Here is a 19,788-nt window from a genome sequence, read left to right on the forward strand (position 1 = left end):
GCCTTTTCTCTATCTATTACAATATTTTGGAATCAGTATATCGTACAGCATGGAATGCATAATCGTAAAGCTGCTAAATCAACTGATTTTTATCCCCAACAACTGGCGTGTCTGAAGGTACGGCTTAGAACACAACAAAAAAACGACATCTCTGCCGTTTGAGTTTAAGGTGTTGTTGGAGGTACAGCTTAAGCGGAAAGGACTCCTGAGCGCATCGCTGCCCGTGGAGTGATGGAGTTTTGTACGAAAGGGGATATGTGGGGAAAAAGCCTTCTGGGACAAGGATTCTGCCAAAGAAGGAATGCTGTTAAATATCGTATAAGGAAATATTCGTTCTTGCCGCCGAATGCTTGGCCGGTGCAAGCACCCGGTCCAGGATCACCTGTTCAAAATGCGCAAAGCCCGCGTCGCGGTGCCTTGGTCTGGCCAAAGTAATATTCAGATCCAGCGCAATTTGCCCTTCCTCGATCAGGATAACCCGGTCAGCCAATGCAACAGCCTCGCTGACGTCATGGGTGACCATGACCGCCGTAAAACGGCTCTGCTCCCACAAATCCTCTATCAGGCGCTGCATATCGATACGTGTCAGTGCATCAAGCGCACCGAGAGGCTCATCGAACAAGAGCAAATGCGGATTTCCAACGAGCGCTCTGGCCAGAGCCACACGCTGACGTTGTCCGCCTGACAGTACGGACGGCCATTCGCCTGCACGTTCCTCAAGGCCAACCAGTTTAAGCGCTTCGTAAGCCCGCAATTGGACATCGCTTGAACGGACCCCGGACAAGCCCAGCTTCACATTGTCCAGCACGGAATTCCATGGCAGCAGGCGGGCATCCTGGAACATAAACCGGGTATTTCCGTGGATTCCTTGAATCTCTTGACCCTGCAGCTTAAGTGAGCCGGAGCTGACGGAATCTAGCCCGGACAACAGGCGGAGCAGTGTGCTCTTCCCGCATCCGCTGCGGCCGACTATGGCTACAAAGCTGCCAGGATTTATGGTTAAGCTGATTCTCTTAAGCACGACTTGATCACCGAACTGCTTCGATACATCCTTCAGATCAATGGAAATCCCTCTGTCCTGTAGAAGGGCAGGGGCAACGAGCTGCAAGGAAAGTTCCTGATCCGGATTGGAGTGATTCCTTATGCGGTCTTCGACTTCGGCGCTTCTTTGACGAAATGGGGATGCCATTTCAGCCACCTCCTCTCCAGTCCTTTGGCTAACAGATCAGATAGCTTACCTAATGAGGCATACAATAATATGCTTAGCACCACTACATCCATCTGGAAAAACTCGCGGGCATTCATCGCCATATAGCCAATCCCCGAGTTTGCCGCAATGGTCTCCGCTACAATAAGCGTCAGCCACATAATTCCTAAGGCAAACCGGAATCCGACCAGAATGGATGGAAGAGCACCAGGCAGTATGACTTTACGGTACAGCTGCCAGTGGCGCAGGCCATACACTTTTCCCATCTCAATGAGACTTGGATCTACCGTGCGAATGCCATGCAGCGTGTTAATATAGATCGGGAACATAACCCCCAGCGCCACGAGGAAAATCCTCCCTTCTTCACCAATGCCGAACCACGCGATAACGAGTGGAATCATAGCCAGATGCGGCACATTCCGTATCATTTGAATGGTAGAATCCGTCAGCTTTTCGGATAACGGTATTACCCCGTTTAACAGACCGAAGATGAAGCCGAGCAATCCGCCGATCACAAAACCGGTGAGCGCTCTCCACGCACTGATTCCTATCGCATCAAACAGCTTGCCATTGGTCGTCAATTCCCAGCCTGCTTGGAATACCGCAATAGGCGACGGCAATGTACGCTCAGAGATAATCCCCAAGCTTCCCAGCACCTGCCAGACAATAAGAATGAACACAGGAATATACCAAGGCAGCGCTTTAGTATGCCAGTTTGTCTTCCGCATAACGATTCATTCCTTTCCTAGTGAGCGGATGCCTTCGGTGTTGGCCGGACATTGTTAGCGATGATTTCTCCGAATGGACTAATGGATGTCGGCCCCGCGCTCTCGATTCTTTGCTCCAGCGGGAGCAGAGGGAAGAGCAGCTCAGCCACGCGATACGCTTCTTCCAAATGAGGATACCCCGAGAAAATAAATGTCTCTATCCCCAGATCTGCGTATTCCTTCATTCGCTCGGCTACGATCTCAGGGCTTCCGACAAGTGCAGTTCCCGCACCTCCGCGAACCAGGCCAATCCCCGCCCACAAGTTCGGGCTAATCTCCAGATTGTCCTTGCTTCCACTATGCAGCTTAGCCATTCGTTTTTGTCCGACCGAATCAAACCGGTCAAAGATTCGCTGCGCTGCCGCAATGGTCTCCTCATCCAAATGACGGATGAGATCATTCGCCGCCTCCCAAGCTTCTTCCTCTGTCTCTCGCACAATGACATGGAGACGGATACCAAATTTGATCTCACGGCCTTGCTCCGCTGCCAATCGCCGCATCTCAGCAATTTTCTTCGCAACTTCTGCCGGCGGCTCCCCCCATGTCAGGTAGACCTCCGCGTGCTCAGCCGCGACCTTATGTCCTGCTGCCGAGGAACCGCCGAACCATAATGGCGGATGAGGCTCCTGAATGCTTGGATAGAGAATATGGCCTCCTTCCACATGGATATGCTTACCTTCAAAAGTCACGTTCTCTCCTGATACCTCTCTACGCCAAACATCTAAAAACTCACCGGTCAATTCATAGCGGGAAGTATGATCCAGAAACAGCCCGTCTCCCGCCAGCTCTACGGGATCACCTCCGGCCACAACATTAAGCAGCAATCTTCCCCCGGATATACGATCCAGAGTCGAAGACATTCGTGCGGCAAGTGTCGGAGAGGTGAGACCCGGACGCAAGGCTACGAGAAACTTCAGTCTCTTCGTTGCCGGCACCAAAGCTGATGCGATTACCCAAGGGTCCTCGCAGGAAGTCCCGGTCGGAATCAAAACCCCGTCATAGCCCAGACGATCCGCAGCTGTGGCAATTTGCTCCATATACGGCAGGTCTACAGCTCTCGCGCCTTGACTTGTCCCCAAATAACGACCATCCCCGTGAGTGGGAATAAACCAGAATACTTTCATATTTGCTCGCCTCCCCATTCTTAACTCCGATTTATTTTAGAATAGCTTCCTTAATATTGATCTTGCGGGGAATAAGCTCCAGCTTAACGAAGGTGTCGGCAATGGACTGCTGTGCTGTAACCAATTCCTCATCAATCGGCTCAATTCCATAATCTCTGCGCCCCGCAGCAAGAACCAGCGATTCTACATCAATTCCCAGCTGTGGCGACAGCAGCTCTGCAAGCTCCTGCGGATGCTCCTTGGACCAGGCATCCACTTTGTCCGCTTCTTCCAGCACAATATCTACCAGATCCGGGTATTTCTCCGCAAATTCGCGGGTAGCCAAGTAAAATTCATGATTGGATACAAGACCATCGCCATTTGCCAATACCTTGCCTCCTGTGGCGGTTTCCGCTGCGGCGAGAAACGGGTCCCAGATGACCCAGGCATCCACGCTGCCCTTCTCAAAAGCCGCGCGTCCATCCGCGGGCGGTAAATATTTTACCGTTACATCCTGATAGGAAATGCCGTTCTTCTCCAGCAATTTAACTAGCAAGTAGTGCACATTCGAGCCCTTATTCAATACGATCGTCTTCCCTTTCAGGTCTGCAACACTCTGAATCTTCGAATCCTTCGGTACAATAATCGCCTCGCTCTTCGGACTCGCCGGCTCGTGAGCCAAATATACCAATGGAGCGCCTGCCGCCTGTGCAAAAATGGGCGGTGCCTCTCCTGTATGCCCGAGATCGATGCTTCCCACATTCAGCGCTTCAAGCAATTGAGGACCTCCCGGGAATTCAGTCCACTCAATCTTGATATTGCGCTCTTTAGCCAATCGTGCATCAAGTGTTCCCTTGGCTTTCAGAATGTTAATCGTCCCGTATTTCTGATAACCGATTCGGATCGTAGCATCTGCTGTGCCGGAACTGCCCCCTTCGCCTTGTCCCTTAACCTCAGGGGTGCCGCTTCCTGTCCCGCATGCCGACAATACCAGCGATACTAACAATAGCAATCCCGCAATCCTCTTGGCGCTTGGCCTAAATTTTCTCTTTACCATGAATAACCCCATCTCCTCGCCAGTTTTGTAGAAATAAACAAGGGTCTCCCTATTCAAAAGCACAGCGAATCTATGGCGCCAGAATTAACTAGTCCGCCGTGCCTGATTAGAGAGACCCTTCGGTTATCCGATTTAGTCCGTTATTCAATTTTCTTATTCATAGTAAACAACTTGGAATAATATGATATTAGCATTAAGAGTTAAAAGGTGTCAAGAAGTAAATTTGTTAAATCTTTTTACTGCAAACTCCGGTACTTCGTATAGGATCGAACCCGAGTTAAATTAAACGATCTAGGCAAGTTTGAGCATTATGATCCCGACCACATTATAGAAAATAGAGAAAACATGCCCGTTACGGCTTGTTTTTTAAACAGGGACAGGCTCCTTACATCATTTTCAAATTAATCGGATTGGGCTATAATCATAAGGGTATGAATGGGAAAAACCTTGTTCATATTCTTGTTTTTATACATAAAAATCCACCGTGGAGGCCCGAAGATGAGAAAAAAGTTTATTGCCTTACTTATGACCATTGCCATGGTCCTGTCTGTCAGCGTATCGGCGTATGCTGAAGAAACGCTGCCGGCGGCGACAAGGGGAGATCTTGTTGCCGCTTTGCTTAATGCGGCAGATGCCTACAACTCCGGCATTTCGAAAGAAGCCGTTATTCAAGGCTATGAAGACGGAGATTTGAGAGAGAAGGATCCGGCCAGGAAGGTTGAAGCCTTGATTATGTTAAGCAGGGCATTCGGCAAATTGCCGCAGCCGGTCGGAAATGATCTGCGTACCGGGACATTCGGTGTCAAGTTCAGCGATGTACCGGCTTGGGCCAAGGAAGATATCGACAAACTCGCTCAAGCAGGCGTGCTGGCGGGTAAGTCCGACGGCACACTGGGCGTAAACGACACGATTACGATCCAGGAGTTCCAAACCGTTATCGCCAGAATTTGGGCGCTCAAAGGCTCCCATTTAAATGACGATTTTTATGAGTCCATCAATAAAGGGTGGCTGAATAAATCGACCATTCCGGCCGGAGAAATCATGGGCGGCGGATTTTCGGAGCTAAGCCTGCAAAATGACGAAAAAATAACGAAAATCATCGAAGAGCTGACCGGCAAGCAATTCGCGGAAGGTACAAAAGAACAGAAACTTGCCGATTTCTATACGGCGGCGCTTGATACCGACAATAGAAACAAACAAGGGATCGAGCCCCTTCAAAAATATGTAGCGTCAATCGACGGGGCTAAAACTCTGGACGAGCTGGTTCAAGCAGATCTGGTCATGGAGAAAGAATTGGGACTAAGCATGCTGTTCCGCTTTACTATTATGGGCGACGCAAAGAACAGCAGCGAGAATGCTCTGTATTACACCGGATTAACCACAGGTCTGGATAAAAACAGTTATGTAACGGAAGACGCGAAAGCGAAGGAAGCGTATGTTCAATACATCACCAAAATTCTCGTGCTGACGGGCGAAAAAGAGCCGGTGGCGAAAGCCCGTGCCGAGAAGGTGTATGAAATGGAGAAAAGCCTCGCCTCCGTCTCACTCCAGCCTCATGAACAAGGCGATGTGAATAAATACTACAATCCTTACACAATCGGACAATTCGATGACCTGCATAAAGAAGTAGATATGAAACAGGCTCTGGAGTCGATGAAAGTCGGCAATGCGGATAAAATAATCGTATTCGATGTGAAGCTGGCGCAAAAAGGCGCGGAGTTCATGACGGAATCTAACCTGGAAGTGCTTAAAGCTTACTCCAAAGCGCAACTGCTTACGGCCACAGGCGGTTTGTTATCGGATGAATTCAGAGACGCCGCAGACGATTTTGCCGCAACCTTGTATGGCGTTTCAGGAAAAAAGACAGATCAGGAACTTGCCTTAACCATGATAAAGTCCGCGATGGGCGGATACTTGGAGCAAATGTTTGCCGAGAAGCATTTTTCGCCGGAAGCCAAACAAGATGTTGAGCAAATGGCGGAGAAATTAATCGCTACGTATGAGAAAAGAATACAAGCGCTTGATTGGATGACGGAAACAACCAAAGCCAAAGCGATTAAGAAGCTGGATACGATGATCGTGAAGATCGGTTATCCGGATAAGTGGGATACGACATTAGACAAAGTCGCTATCAAGACCTATGACCAAGGCGGCTCGCTGTTCTCGAACTTCTTCTCCGTAAACACGGCGGCCGTTGACAAATTGAAAGCCAAGCTGGGAAAACCGGTGGATAGAACGGAATGGGTAACCAGCGTGTACACAGTCAATGCTTTCTACAACCCGCTTAATAACGAAATTACGTTCCCTGCCGGTATTCTCCAGGCGCCTTTCTACGATATTAACGCTAAACCCGAAGAAAATTATGGGGCAATCGGGATGGTCATCGGCCACGAGATCAGCCATGCATTCGATAACAACGGGGCGGCATACGACGAGAACGGGAATGCGAAGAACTGGTGGACGGAAGAGGACTTTAAGAAATTCAAAGAGAAAAACCAGGAACTGATCGAATTCTACGATCGGATTGAGATTGTTCCGGGTGTACTGAACAATGGTCTGCTTACACTAAGCGAGAATGTCGCCGATTTAGGCGGATTGGCCGCGTCCCTGCAAGTTGTATCCGAAATGAGCAAACCGGATTACAAAGGGTATTTCGAAAGCAATGCCGAAATGTGGAGATTCACGACCACAAAAGAATTTGCAGCGCTCTTAAGTACAAGCGATGTCCACTCAGCCAATAAAATCCGGGTAAACCGCACGATTGTGAACTTCCCGGAATTCTATGAAGCCTATGGAATTAAGCCGGGGGACGGCATGTTTGTCGCTCCGGAGGATCGGGTCTCGATCTGGTAAGAATGAGAACGGATAACGGTAATTAAACGAATCGCGCCAGTTGAAAAAACCTGATTCCGGGTGTCGGACGACACAAGGACGACGGGTGACTTCACTGGCGTTTTTTCTTGTTCCGGTTGGACAGGTCTGATAGTGCCGAGACTGCGGTGAAATGACATCGGCATTTTTTAGTTGCTGTATCGCGGCAGAAATTTCTTTAATAAAAGAGTTCACATATCCCATATCCCAGCATACCTTGGCTAGAGGAACAGAAAGGGGAAAAATCAATGTATTTGATTTGGGTGTTAATCGTGGGTGGACTGATAGGTTGGTTAAGCGGGAATTTTATTGGCAGGGATGTTCCGGGTGGCGTGCTGGGGAATGTAATTGCAGGGTTTATCGGCTCGTGGTTAGGTATAGAACTTCTGGGTGCGAGGGGACCGGTTGTAGGTGGATTTCATATCATTCCGGCCATTGTTGGATCTATCATCGCCTTGCTGATTTTCTTTGCATTGGCCCGTGGGGGCGCTTTCCGTAAACGGTAAAAGCTTACGTATTTCGGAAAACGGTCTTGCGGTACGATTCTACGTGTATTACTAGGTATTAGAATTTAAGAGGCGCCCAATGGGTGCCTCTTTGTGAAGGTCCCGGATGTTCCAATCAAGTTGATTACTTCCATCGTTTACTAGAATGTAGCCACTCATAATGCGTAATGCCGTAATGTGTAGATGTATAGGATCCTGTACCGCCAAAGATGGTTTGTCTTAACATCGAAAATCGATTAGGATAAATCTCATAATAAAATAGATAAGATGAACTGAAACATTAATTCAGTTGCTGATATTCATATTAATTAGGATTCATAATGTACTGCGCCGTAGTTCATAAAAATACTGCACAATGGGATGCTTTAACTTCATTACCTCGGTCATGTTCAAAATCCGCTTTTTTCCAACCCGTCTGTCCACCAAAGCTAAAATATTCAACAAAATATCATTGCTCTCTAAGCTTTCTTCTATAGAAGTAGATAAAAACTTATTTGCTGCAACGATAAAATTTGATTTACTTAGTGAAGCCTGTGCCGACAAAAGCTCTTTTGCATATTCGGATATTTTTCTGTTTCTTACCATTACTTGTAGACGATCCTCCGGAACGTTCCCCTTGGTATCTATTCGGACCGCTTCAATTTCTTCATGGTTGACAGGAATTTGGATATCGGAATCATTCTTAATTTCCAGCTCTGTCTGATACCACTTGATTAAGCCCGTTCTATCACTCATATTGAGTACGTTCTTGTTATCTACCGAAATATAACAAAGCCCTGCTTTATCAGGTAAATAACGATAACTGGTTGCGCGGTATTCGACCCTGCCATGTAAGGCGGGACAGAGAAAACTCTCCAGTTGTTGCTTCAGTTTGCTCCAGGACATGGTATCCTCCTATGTTCTCTCACTGTTTTGTCCGAAATAAATCATCAAGCTCGCTTGATTATTGGTCTTTGTCCCATCCTACAAACCAAGCATCCCCCACAAACTCATTCCAATAAAGAATCAGCCCTTTAGCCTTTACCCTCCATTCGCAGAATTGGTCAACTGAACCGAATATTTCGTACAAACAAACATCATTTTGTTCATTACGATCAAATTTGAGAATCTCTAGTTCCTGAAATTCAGTACATTCAATATGCTGTGGGGTCTCATCTTCTCGGAAAAGAGTTACTTCACTGGACATTGGATGTACGAAGATCAATCTGCAAACACCTGTATTCTTAGCCGCCACATAAGGGTTGAGTGGATGCCCTGCCAGTATGTTTATCGATTCTATTTCTACAACAATTTGTTTCTCTAATACTTGGATTTTCTCTACAACAGCATCATGAAAATCTAAGAAATCAAAGTATACATCGGTCGTTGAATATTTCCATACCTTCAACGTGCTTCACCACCATGGTTTACTGCCTTTTATCTAGATCCTAAATCCAGTCCCAAAATGCTTTTTCCACAATGCATCGGAGCAGAAATAGTATCGTCTGGAATGAGTCTCCTTCTCTTTTCACTTCCCAATTGAATACCCCAATTTTTTCGTGTAGTTTATTGTACCATATAGTTAGGATTTGCTTTCGTATCGTTCGAATTTAGTCTAGTTGCTGGATAGATGTGCACTAGTCTATATTGCTCCTACACCCGCTTACTTATAAAAAATACCCTCTCGCTCAAGAGAGGACAATCCCACGCTAACTTCTCACTCATTCTTCCCATTCCAAAAGTTATTTTCCAACCTAAAAACAAATCCAAAGTGAAGCAAAGCTTCGAAGCTTCGAAGCTTGACTATAACACTAGTGTTACAGTTTATACTAACTTCGAGGTTTAATTGAAGAAATGGAAAGGTGGGATACCTTGATTCAAAAATCATTACCACCCTGGGCTATTCAATATTTGAACTACATTCAAGTTCCGGTTCATGAGCCTTCTTATGACTATTTAACAATGATTTGCACTGCCCATCTAAATCGAATTCCTTTCGAACATGTGAGTTCATTATTGAATTTCAAAGCGTACCACAAGCAAAAAAGGCTTCAGCAGGATGAGCAGAAGTTTGTAAAGCACCTCTTTCAGCATCATACGGGAGGAACATGCTATGTCATAAACAGCAGCCTCAACCAATTGTTGAACCGTCTTGGATTTCACAGCCGCTACGCTTTATTGGGCGGCGGGCACGTCGGGCTGCTCGTCCGGCTCCCGGATGAACAAGAAGAAATGTACGTGGATTGCGGGAACAGCGCCCCATTTTTTGAGCCCGTTCGATTGGAGACGGATCCTAATCAGGTGTCCCGTTTTGGCGGTATAGAAATAAAGCTGCGTTCGGGGGATGAACCCGGAACGTACACGTACCACAGAGAAGTCGACGGAAAGCCGCTTACCGAAATGAACTGGACGTTCGATATCCGCAAAATATACCGCTTCGATGATTTTCAAGAGGCAATCGAAAACTATTACAAGCCAAACGGTATTTTCACCTCGTTCTTACGGTGTCAAATATGGCAATTGGATCGCCAGCAATCACTTTCACTAGTCAACAACGTATTGAGTATCCGAAACAACCGCGGGGAGGTCGAAAAGCACACATTAGCTAACCGCAACGAGGTTCGGGAAGTGATCGACCGTGAGTTTAACTTACCGAGACTACCTGTTGAGAAGGCAATCGATGTTCTTGAGGAACTGGGTATCAATTTGTTCCAAAACCGCCATCCGAAGGGAGAGACGCAATGACCATCCTAGTAACAGGCGCAACCGGAAATGTCGGCCGCCATGTCGTTCATCAGCTTGTTCAGTCCGGACAACAAGTACGGGCTTTGACGCGTAATCCCGCAGCGGCAAAAGATGTTTTGCCTGGAGGAATAGAGCATGTATATGGGGACCTTACGGCACCCGACACGCTCGCATCGGCAATGCAAGGAGTCAAGGGCATCTACTTGATGACCAGCAGCGGGGGTGGCGTTCCTCTGCAGACCGGAGATGACATCATTGACCTGGCTGTAAAAGCAGGCGTACAACGCGTTACCATTCTGTGGAGCGGCGTGAAGGGAACGGTGGAACAAGCAGCCGAAGCGAGCGATCTGGAGTGGACGCACATTCAACCCTATTGTGAATTCATGTCCAATACACTGTCGTGGGCCCAGTCGATCCGTACGGCAAGCGTCGTTCAGGAACCCTTCGCCAATTCCTTAAACGCCATCGTCCACGAGGCGGATGTGGGCTCAGTAGCGGTGGCCGCATTAACTGAAACGGGGCATGCCGGTAAAACGTACACGCTAACGGGTCCTGAAGCTTTGACTCCACGCGATAAAGTGAATATCATCGCAGCAGCGCTCAGCCGGGACATTCGATTTGACGAACTTACGAAGCTGCAGGCTCGCGAACGACTTAAAAAAACAGGTGTATCGGATGAGATGATTGATTATGTACACAATTGGCACGTAAATCTGCCTGAAGAAGCGTACAACGTAGTACCGACCGTTAAAGAAGTGACCCGCCGAGATGCCCGAACGTTTGCGCAATGGGTTGCAGAACATTTAGACGTCTTTAGCTGATAAGCTTTGCAGCAACCTTCCATCAAGGCGTTCTTTCATCAAGAATGCCTTGATTGTTTGTTCAGAACAGGTTGATATGCCATACTATGGAAAAACCAATAACAGGATATTAAAGGAGCTGTTTTCGTTGAAAATCAGCCAATTGGCAGATTATACAGGGGCCAGCATACGCTCTATACGCCATTATGAGTCCAAAGGACTGCTTCCGGTTTCACGACTAGCCAATAATTATCGCGAATTTGATGAATCGTCGGTTGAAAGCGTTCGTACCATACAACTGTATTTAGGGTTGGGTCTAACAATAGACCAGATCAGGGATATCATGTATTGCAAGTACCCAGAAATTCAGGAAGCAACCGAGAATAAAGGGATATATTGCGAAGAATTGATGCAAGTGTACGAAAAAAAACGAATGCAAATCATTGAACAAAGGAAAACATTAAACGAAGCACAACAAAAGCTGGAAGTGCAAATCGATCTGCTGAGAAGAAATCGGGAGAATCTAAAAGACTGATGCTATCAGACTTTTATCTTCGAAAGCCGTTGAGAGAACAATTAGGGTCGTTGAAAACCCGAATGGGCTGCATAACAAAAACACACCGTTATTGGGTGTGTTTAACTTTGGTATTTGGGCCTTGCTCGAAGAGGACTTACAGCCAGCGGTAGATTCAGACGGCGTGCTCCTGCACTTGAAGCCTATCTTCGAAGCCTCTTCAATCGTTCCGTCTATTTGATCGCCATATGCATGGCTGCGACGCCGCCGCTATAGCTTTTTACATCAACTTTGGAAAATCCCGCTTCTGCAAACATTTGTTTAAGTACATTTTTGTTCGGGAAATCACGCGCTGATTCTTGCAACCACGAATATTCATCATAACTTTTGGCAATAACTTTTCCAAGCAAGGGCATGATATAACGCATATAAAAAAGGGAAAGCTGCCTATAACCGATTAATGTTGGTTGGGATGTCTCTAAACAAACTACTTTTCCGCCCGGTTTTGTTACCCGGTACATTTCACGTAAAACGGTTAAATAATCGGGTACATTCCTTAAACCGAAACCAATGGTTACATAATCAAATGAATGATCTTCAAAAGGGAGCTCCATGGCATTGCCTTGGATAAGTGTAAGCTGCTTTAAAGCTTGTTTCTCTTGCTTATCTCGTGCAATTTGGAGCATATTGTTGCTGAAATCCAGTCCAATTACTTCTCCGCGCGTTCCAACAGCATCTGCTAATGCAATCGCCCAATCCCCGGTTCCCGTGCATACATCAAGAGCTCTGCTTCCTTCTTGAACATTCATCCGTTTCATGACATCTTGACGCCATGCGATATGTCTCTTAAAAGTGATGATAGAGTTCATGGAGTCGTATTGATTCGATATCTTTTCAAATACATGATGAACCCTTTCCGACTTTGTTTGTTCAGGCATGAAATCCCCCTCTTTCACAAATGCATTTTTTAATTTAATCCCATTTAATAGAGAACTGCCGCCCTTGCTCACTAACTGTGAATACAAATATACCATATTTATAAGCTAAATTTACAAGTTAACTATGGCAGCTAAATGAACGACCACACCTGTCAAGAATATAACCAGCAGTATTTGATGCACCCTTTTCTTCAGATTAAAAAGCATGATTTGCAAAATGGTTCTCACCATCCAAAATATCATTGCTCCATATGTAACCGCTTCGCCTATTGATGTAGTACGCATTTCGTCCGCATGGAAAAAATACAAGTAGGCCATTAAAAAAAGCACAAATGTCAAACACAAATTCAACGTCTGCATAACCGCTCTATTATCTGGTGACACCCGCTTTAATTCGACTTTCCATACGAGTAATTTCCAGAAAGTTAAATGAAAGATGCCAAACAACAAGTTGTAGATAGCGCAAAGCATGAGCCAAGACATGACGAAGCCCCCCACCTTTAAATAATAGTTTGTAATTGAAACTTTTCTCTTTACCAGCATTGTTATACGGTTTGGCGTATATCACTTAACAACAAAGTGAGATTTGAGCATAAATAAGTTTATATTTCAATATAAACAAAATCAGAAGAACCACAATTTGAAACTGGTTCTTCTGATTTTGTTTATGTTCATAGATTAATCTTGAATGGACTTTACTGCTCCGTCTTATTAATTTCTTTGGGATAACCCCAATTTGAACTCTTTCTTACATTACACTATTGTGGATTAATCTTCCAGAACTACTTCAGTGATAGATTTAATTTAAGTCAATAACATATCGATGCACTGAAATCTACTCCATTGACCGTACGTTTTGGTGGGATGATGAAAAACAAAGCGCATAACGTAAAACCAATAAGCCATGCCATCCGATAGGCGATATTTGTAAAACCCTATGCATTGGATCGGTTGGTATGGTCAAATTATCTGTTAGTGGTGGCATAAGAATGGCTTTAGATTGGCATTTTCAACTGTTTCAAGAAGATAAGAAGAGTACAAAGAGTATATGATATATCCTAAATTTGGTTGGAGAAAGAGGGAACGCCATGAATCAGGCAAGGGCAGAGGAACTCGTGGGTACATTTCTGCGGAACGATAACCTGGACGAAGATGCTTACAAGGGGGTGGAGATTCAAGAAATGATCTTTTTGATTCATCACGCCAAGGGTTTAGTAACCAGCGAGCCCGTTAGGAGTGAATGGTTGAATACCCGGATTCAGGAGCTTAACCACAGAATAAAAGAAAAGGTTAAGGAAGCCGAGGCACTGTACATAGCTTTTGACAAGCAGACCAATTATCCCTACGTTGATGAGGGCGGCCGGGTTTGGCTCTTCTCGAAGGAAGAGTATGCTGCATCTGCAGCAGACTACTTCCTCCAGCAGTTCGTCCTGCTTGAAATGAGGAAGATCAGCGGGGAAGAGATCATGAAGACAATCGGTCTGCTTCATATCATGGGCCTTCCAACCATCCTCATCGATAATGGTGTATATTATATCGAGGTGAACCGGGATGAGTTAATGCCGCCAATGGATTGGAGCGGTACGCCTGAGATCCAAATTCCGGTGACCAACCCCAGTTTACAGCAGGCGATGATCCTTTTCTTCCAAACGATGAACGTGAGACTACATACGGCGGGAAAACAGCAACGTCTTCAATCGCTGGAAGCCCGCATGTTGGATGAAATCATAAGAGCTCGGTACCTGCTCCCCATCCAGTTGGTGGAACAGGAGCCTTCTGCTACTGACAAGCAGGGGAGAAAAACTCTAAGACAAGGAGACCGTATTGTGACTGCTGTCCTGGATGGCGACAATGATTCCAAATGGCTGCCGGTCTTTACGGACTGGTACGAGTTCGAAAAGGTGTATGATAAAGAGCTGTGGGACAGCAATGTGGCTGCGTACGAGGATCTTTTGGCAATCTCTGGTGGCATGACTGGGATCGTGATCAATCCGCAAGGCCTTGGACTTAGGATTGATTCCAATAACCGGGCAAAAATTGAAGACTACCGCAGAGAGCGAAACGAAGCCTTGAACAGCACCGTCACAGAGGCTGCAGTGACTGAGGAACCGACTGTTGTGCTGGGCGAGCCCAAGGAATATCCTATGCAAATGATTCAAACTCTCAAAGCTTATATGAAGACGCAAAAAGGCATTCAAAAAGCTTATTTGCGGCAGAAGAAGCGGGGAAACGAGCAGAGCTATCTGCTCATTGTGGATGCTATGAGCGGGAAAGAGCAGATTTATAATGAGATTGCAGCGGCTGCCGCCCCCCATTTAAACGGAATCGCCATCAACATCATCGGTATGGACGAATGGACGGAAGCTGGGAAGGACATCGAACCCTTTTATAGGAAGAAGCGCTTTGGATTATTTTAAAAACAGGTTTGTTTAAGAACACTAGGCGAAGCTGTCCCGGAAGTAAATATTTCTACGACAGAGGCAGCCATTCATCATTCTTATACCGAAGGGCTAAAGAAGAAGCGATCAGTAGGACCGCTTCTTTTCGCTTTTGAACATCAGCATATTGGACCTTTCCTAAATGATAGGGGAACATTACATGATAAGGAATTCCACAAAAAACTTCCCCCTACTTATGGTACGGTTCACCGTATCGGGTCTAACGGCGAAAACAATGGCGGCCCTGTGGAAGCCAGACTTCGCTATGCCTACTCACTTTGGCAGACTCATTCAATTAATACCGGTGCTTGGCCAGCAATGTGTCGACGTTAAGCAACAAGCGATTGTATTAAAATTACGCTTGCCTTAAAGTGTACTTTAAATCTTCTTAAGCTTATTCTTTGATGGTTAAGCCATAATCTGATTGGCCACGGTCAGGTCCATATTTAGGTGTAAAATCCCTCTGACCTCGTCGCTTTGATGAGCACTTCGGCCAAACTTGAAAGTGGCATTTTCTCGGACGCGTTAAGGTTTCACAGACGATTGACAAACAGCCAAATTTTTACTTTACACCGCAGTCATTAGGTGGTAATATCATTTCTATAATTCCATAAATATAGAAATGATGGAAAGGAGAATTTAATGGCTGATGTCGATCACGATCTAGTGCAAGCTGTCAAAGTATACAAGGCTCTAGGTGAGCCTACACGACTAAAGATTGTCTTAATGCTAATAAAGCAAAAGAATCAATGCGTTACCGCGATCGGTGAACAGCTTGGACACGTAGCCGGTTCAACGTTATCCCATCATCTCAAGCAGCTGACGGAATCGGGTTTGATCCAGTCGCAAAAGAACGGTTCGTTTATTCACTACAGCGTTGATCAAGAAGTGGCAATGAAGTTTGCGCCATATTTACTGGCGTAAATTTTTTAAGCATCATTTCTATATATTTAGAATTATAGAAAAGCTAAAGGAGGGAAACCATTTTGGAAAATCGCGTGCCATTGGAACTTGGAATCTCTACATTTCTTCACACCAACCCCAAAGGAGGGGGCGTTCTGCCAGGCGAACGACTGCGACAAGCGATGGAAGAAATTCAGTTGGCCGATCAGGTCGGTCTTGATGTCTATGCGATCGGTGAACATCATCGCATGGACTACACAAGCTCATCGCCGGCAATTATTTTAGCTTCGGCTGCAGCTACTACAAACCATATTCGGCTGTCCAGTGCCGTTACGGTATTGTCTTCGTCGGATCCAGTCCGTGTTTATCAGGACTTCGCCACTCTGGATAACTTAACAAATGGGCGAGCCGAGATCATGGCCGGACGCGGTTCTTTTGCCGAATCCTTTCCGCTCTTCGGATATAACCTGCAAAATTATGAGGAATTATTCGATGAGAAATTGGAGCTTTTACTCAAAATACGATCTTCAGAGAACGTAACATGGAGCGGCAAGCACCGTGCACCGTTGCATAATATGGGCGTATACCCGCGAGCGCAACAATTCCCGCTTCCTGTATGGATTGCTACTGGCGGCAATCCCGGGTCGGCCATTCGTGCCGGTCAGCTTGGTCTTCCTGTCATTTTCTCCATTATAGGCGGTATGCCGGAGCGTTTCGCTCCCTTAGTGCAGTTATATCTTAAAGCAGCCCAACAAGCAGGGCACGATCCTAATCAATTGCAAATCGCCTGTCATTCGCATGGTTTTATTGCCAACTCGTTTGAAGCAGCCAAAGAAAAGTATTATCCCATTATGGCCGAACAAATGAATCAAATTGGAAGGGAACGCGGTTGGGCGAATTATACAAGAAGTGTATATGAAGAAGCACTGAGCCCTCGCGGCGCTCTTTATGTTGGAGATTCAGAATATGTAGCAGAAAAGATCGTGCGTGTAACCAAACAATTGGGCTTGACTCGTTTTCTTTTGTACGTTGACTTTAGTACGCTTCCACATCGTGATTTGTTAAGAACGATCGAACGATTTGGAACGGAAGTCGCCCCCCTTGTCCATAAGGAGCTAGCTAGGCATTAAAGAAACTAAGATGATAATAAATTCCAATCCTTCATCATTAACATTTCTATATATAGATAATTTGAAAGGGAAACAATCAATTGATTAAATCGTGGAAAGTTTATATTTTAGCGATTATAAGTTTTTTAGTGGGAACTTCGGAATTTGTAATTGCCGGGATACTGGACCTGGTTTCCAAAGATGTAGGCGTAACCATTGCTGCTGCTGGCCAACTCATTTCGGTTTATTCCATATCTTACGCGGTGGGTACTCCAATTCTCATTGCGGCTACCTCTAAACTAAGCCGGAGAACACTTATGCTGGCTGCTTTGGCGCTCTTTTTTATAGGGAATTTAATTACGGTGGTCTCGACGGGCTATCCGATGCTTGTTGGTGCGAGAGTGATCTTAGCTCTTAGTACAGGTGTCTTTACCGTGGTTGCCTTAACTGTTTCTGCTCAAATTGCCGGACCTGGAAAACAAGGCACCGCCATAGCAACTATCATGATGGGATTTAATCTGTCGCTTATTTTAGGCGTTCCTGTGGGAAGAGTCATTGCCAGCACCTACGACTGGAAAATGATTTTTTATGGAATCGGCCTTCTTAGTTTTATCGCGATGCTGGTCATTTTAATGGCGTTGCCAAAGTCGCAGGGAGAGGCAAATGTTCCTCTTAAAGAACAACTTGCCCTGTTGAAAAGGCCGCAGCTATTATTAACCTTGTCGATTAGCTTCTTTTGGATGGTCGGTTATACGATCATTTACACGTTTATTACACCATTTCTGATGAACATTACGGGTATGAGCAATGGGATGGTGAGCATCGCGCTATTTTCATTCGGTATAGCAAGTTTGCTGGGCGCCCAGGCTGGAGGTTATGGTGCGGATAAATTAGGTATTCCGCGTACGCTGAATGGTAGCTTAATGATCCACGCTGCTATTTTGATCCTTATGTCCCTTTTTGCCCATACATCTATAGCTGTCTTTCCGTTGCTGCTGTTATGGTCGTTTTTTGCTTGGTCTACGGGTCCTATTCAACAAGTTTATATGATTAGCTTGGCACCAAGCGCAGCGGGAATCCTTCTGAGCTTGAATACATCCTTCATCCAATTGGGAATTGCTGTCGGAGCTGCCATGGGCGGTATTGTGGTGGAAAGCTTCTCCTTACAGTCAATCGGCGTGGCTGGCGCAATTGGTGTTGCAATCGCACTCCTTCCGGCTATATTATCGTTCTCGATGCGAAGTCAATCTGCGAATGGCATACAATCCGTCACAAGCAAATAATGAAACAAAGCGTACAATTACACGAACAAGCAACGGTATGCTACTGCTTGTTCGTGTTTTCTATTTCCATTTCCACTTCCTCCATCCAATGGACGCTTTGTTGAGCAAACGACTTCCCGTCTGTTGCGAAAACCCAATTGCATAGCTTTATAGCGGTTCGCTTGAGCGTATTGAATTGAGAGCCGAATGTTACTTATAACCGCAACCAGGCTGACCGGTTATACAAGAGTACGAATAACATCGTCCCTAGCCTTATGTTCTGCTCCGATCTCCGTTCTCCAGCATATCAAGCAGTCCGAGTCCGATAAATCCAATGTTTTCCCTCATGAATTTAACCTCGGCTCCTCAACTCCTATACTCTAAGTTAAAGGGGATTAATCGCATGGCTGGATTCCCATATTAATTTGATTATTGAAATAACAAATCGTGCAGGAGTTTGTCGACAGATCGACATTGGCATAGTAGGCCAAATGATCCACTTTATTTTCCACTATTATACAGAATAATTCTATGCAGCGAACAACATTTTTTACAATTCAGATGAACATAGTGGTGCTGTTTGAATGCAAACTTAGCTTTACACACGCCGTGTGAAGTACAGCATCGACGAAGTGCATAATTTCTGTCTAATGTAAACTTGAGTTGTACGCACCGGCTTTCTACCCAAAAATTCTACCTTACTTATGATAGCTCAGCTTATCGACTTTATAGGAGAAAAACTCATTTGCTTTTACAGTTACAAGCGGTTACAGACTAAATGAAAAGGCCTCAGTACGATGAAACTTCGGACCAAAGCCGCTCATTGATTTTTATAAGGATGTCATTAATTGAAAGAAATGTTACCGACAATATAGCTCAATATAGGACCACTGGTGAAGATTGTGTATTCACTCTCTCCCGCCCTCATGACCTTCGACAGATGTTTACGTTTAGCCGCTCCAAGGGTGGGTGTTTAGGTTTAATCCGACTGCGTCGCACCGACCCGCAGCTCTCGTCCGATGTGGATAACAGAAACATTCATCCTGTCACTCACCTTTTTTAAATTCAGAGAATGCATTTGGAGCATCAGATGTGACTGTAACTGATAAAAATTCCCCGGTTTCAGCGTCAAAAAGACTGGTCACATTGGCTTTTTCAACCGGATTACCATCCACATAGTGAGTTTTGTTGAATTTTGTTGAGATTACCCAAACTAGCCTGTCAGGGTCCACATCATGCATATAAGAATCGTCGACCCCTAAGTTGATGTACTCTTTATAAGTCATCATTTCTTTTCTGATATACTTGCCTCCTTTTTTCGCCAATTTCTCTTCATCTAAATAACCGGATAACTCTTCAACTTTTTTCATTTTTGATGCCGTTAAAAGTTGATCGTTCTTTTTATAAAACTTTTCAACGTATTTTACTTTTTCACCATTCGGCCCGGGAGCAGGACTGTGTTTCGAAAAAGATTCAGTTACATATTCAAATTTACTTTTTTCTTTACCTAAAGCAGCGAAGCTAACACCACTTGTAACGATTAACACTACAAAGGAAAAGACAAGAATTATTTTTTTATTTTTCATTTA

The 19,788-nt window shown here is 45.3% G+C and carries 18 protein-coding genes; 9 read left to right on the plus strand and 9 right to left on the minus strand.

The genetic code is table 11. The features are described 5' to 3' along the window. Positions 1 to 307: 307 nt before the first annotated feature. Genes EDM21_RS09185 through EDM21_RS09200 form a run of 4 tightly spaced genes read right to left on the minus strand, consistent with a single transcriptional unit; the run spans position 308 to position 4,134 of the window. Complete coding sequence (locus tag EDM21_RS09185) at positions 308 to 1,189, minus strand: ATP-binding cassette domain-containing protein (protein ID WP_157334802.1); 882 nt, start codon at positions 1,187 to 1,189, stop codon at positions 308 to 310. Beyond that, positions 1,141 to 1,935, minus strand: coding sequence for an aliphatic sulfonate ABC transporter permease SsuC (gene ssuC, locus EDM21_RS09190; protein WP_157334804.1), 795 nt, complete (start codon positions 1,933 to 1,935; stop codon positions 1,141 to 1,143). The genes EDM21_RS09185 and ssuC overlap by 49 nt, the downstream gene beginning before the upstream one ends. A 17-nt stretch (positions 1,936 to 1,952) precedes the next feature. After that, positions 1,953 to 3,098 (minus strand): FMNH2-dependent alkanesulfonate monooxygenase, encoded by a 1,146-nt coding sequence (gene ssuD / locus EDM21_RS09195; RefSeq protein ID WP_157334806.1) that lies wholly within the window; start codon positions 3,096 to 3,098, stop codon positions 1,953 to 1,955. Between the two features lie 31 nt (positions 3,099 to 3,129). Further along, the gene (locus EDM21_RS09200) at positions 3,130 to 4,134 is read right to left on the minus strand and encodes a sulfonate ABC transporter substrate-binding protein (protein WP_157334808.1); all 1,005 of its coding nucleotides are present in this window, start codon (positions 4,132 to 4,134) and stop codon (positions 3,130 to 3,132) included. Positions 4,135 to 4,632: 498 nt separating this feature from the next. Between EDM21_RS09200 and EDM21_RS09205 the strand changes: the two genes are divergently transcribed. Continuing rightward, the gene (locus tag EDM21_RS09205) at positions 4,633 to 6,987 is read left to right on the plus strand and encodes a M13-type metalloendopeptidase (protein WP_157334810.1); all 2,355 of its coding nucleotides are present in this window, start codon (positions 4,633 to 4,635) and stop codon (positions 6,985 to 6,987) included. A 266-nt stretch (positions 6,988 to 7,253) separates the two neighbouring features. After that, positions 7,254 to 7,511, plus strand: coding sequence for a GlsB/YeaQ/YmgE family stress response membrane protein (locus EDM21_RS09210; RefSeq protein ID WP_157334812.1), 258 nt, complete (start codon positions 7,254 to 7,256; stop codon positions 7,509 to 7,511). 315 nt (positions 7,512 to 7,826) lie between these two features. Here EDM21_RS09210 and EDM21_RS09215 read toward each other — a convergent pair whose 3' ends face one another. Further along, positions 7,827 to 8,396: an SF0329 family protein gene (locus EDM21_RS09215; RefSeq protein WP_157334814.1), complete on the minus strand. Its 570-nt coding sequence runs from the start codon at positions 8,394 to 8,396 to the stop codon at positions 7,827 to 7,829. 58 nt (positions 8,397 to 8,454) lie between these two features. Further along, positions 8,455 to 8,898 (minus strand): hypothetical protein, encoded by a 444-nt coding sequence (locus EDM21_RS09220; RefSeq protein WP_157334816.1) that lies wholly within the window; start codon positions 8,896 to 8,898, stop codon positions 8,455 to 8,457. Between the two features lie 464 nt (positions 8,899 to 9,362). On the opposite strand from EDM21_RS09220, the gene EDM21_RS09225 reads away from it, so the two are divergent. From EDM21_RS09225 to EDM21_RS09235, 3 genes are all read left to right on the plus strand, one after another. Next, positions 9,363 to 10,235: an arylamine N-acetyltransferase gene (locus EDM21_RS09225; protein ID WP_157334818.1), complete on the plus strand. Its 873-nt coding sequence runs from the start codon at positions 9,363 to 9,365 to the stop codon at positions 10,233 to 10,235. Then, entirely contained in the window at positions 10,232 to 11,056 is an 825-nt protein-coding gene (locus tag EDM21_RS09230; protein WP_157334820.1) for an NmrA family NAD(P)-binding protein, read from the plus strand. The genes EDM21_RS09225 and EDM21_RS09230 overlap by 4 nt, the downstream gene beginning before the upstream one ends. Positions 11,057 to 11,183: 127 nt before the next feature. Beyond that, positions 11,184 to 11,570, plus strand: a complete 387-nt coding sequence (locus EDM21_RS09235; protein ID WP_157334822.1) for a MerR family transcriptional regulator — start codon at positions 11,184 to 11,186, stop codon at positions 11,568 to 11,570. A 212-nt stretch (positions 11,571 to 11,782) separates the two neighbouring features. On the opposite strand, the gene EDM21_RS09245 is transcribed toward EDM21_RS09235, so the two are convergent. Together EDM21_RS09245 and EDM21_RS09250 are read right to left on the minus strand one after the other, a co-directional pair. Beyond that, positions 11,783 to 12,487, minus strand: coding sequence for a demethylmenaquinone methyltransferase (locus EDM21_RS09245; protein ID WP_157334824.1), 705 nt, complete (start codon positions 12,485 to 12,487; stop codon positions 11,783 to 11,785). A 111-nt stretch (positions 12,488 to 12,598) separates the two neighbouring features. Beyond that, entirely contained in the window at positions 12,599 to 12,970 is a 372-nt protein-coding gene (locus tag EDM21_RS09250; RefSeq protein WP_157334826.1) for a hypothetical protein, read from the minus strand. 605 nt (positions 12,971 to 13,575) lie between these two features. On the opposite strand from EDM21_RS09250, the gene EDM21_RS09255 reads away from it, so the two are divergent. The 4 genes from EDM21_RS09255 to EDM21_RS09270 all read left to right on the plus strand — a co-directional run bounded on the left by EDM21_RS09255 (position 13,576) and on the right by EDM21_RS09270 (position 18,220). Further along, complete coding sequence (locus EDM21_RS09255; protein WP_157334828.1) at positions 13,576 to 14,904, plus strand: enhanced serine sensitivity protein SseB C-terminal domain-containing protein; 1,329 nt, start codon at positions 13,576 to 13,578, stop codon at positions 14,902 to 14,904. A 663-nt stretch (positions 14,905 to 15,567) separates the two neighbouring features. Continuing rightward, positions 15,568 to 15,849 carry an ArsR/SmtB family transcription factor gene (locus tag EDM21_RS09260; protein ID WP_157334830.1) on the plus strand — a complete coding sequence of 94 codons (282 nt, stop codon included), beginning with the start codon at positions 15,568 to 15,570 and terminating at the stop codon, positions 15,847 to 15,849. Between the two features lie 59 nt (positions 15,850 to 15,908). Next, positions 15,909 to 16,958 (plus strand): LLM class flavin-dependent oxidoreductase, encoded by a 1,050-nt coding sequence (locus EDM21_RS09265; protein WP_420850652.1) that lies wholly within the window; start codon positions 15,909 to 15,911, stop codon positions 16,956 to 16,958. An 80-nt stretch (positions 16,959 to 17,038) separates the two neighbouring features. Continuing rightward, entirely contained in the window at positions 17,039 to 18,220 is a 1,182-nt protein-coding gene (locus tag EDM21_RS09270) for an MFS transporter (RefSeq protein WP_157334833.1), read from the plus strand. Between the two features lie 1,025 nt (positions 18,221 to 19,245). On the opposite strand, the gene EDM21_RS09275 is transcribed toward EDM21_RS09270, so the two are convergent. Next, positions 19,246 to 19,785 (minus strand): hypothetical protein, encoded by a 540-nt coding sequence (locus EDM21_RS09275; RefSeq protein ID WP_157334835.1) that lies wholly within the window; start codon positions 19,783 to 19,785, stop codon positions 19,246 to 19,248. Positions 19,786 to 19,788: the final 3 nt, after the last annotated feature.

Source organism: Paenibacillus lutrae (assembly GCF_009757775.1).
Taxonomy (GTDB): domain Bacteria; phylum Bacillota; class Bacilli; order Paenibacillales; family NBRC-103111; genus Paenibacillus_F; species Paenibacillus_F lutrae.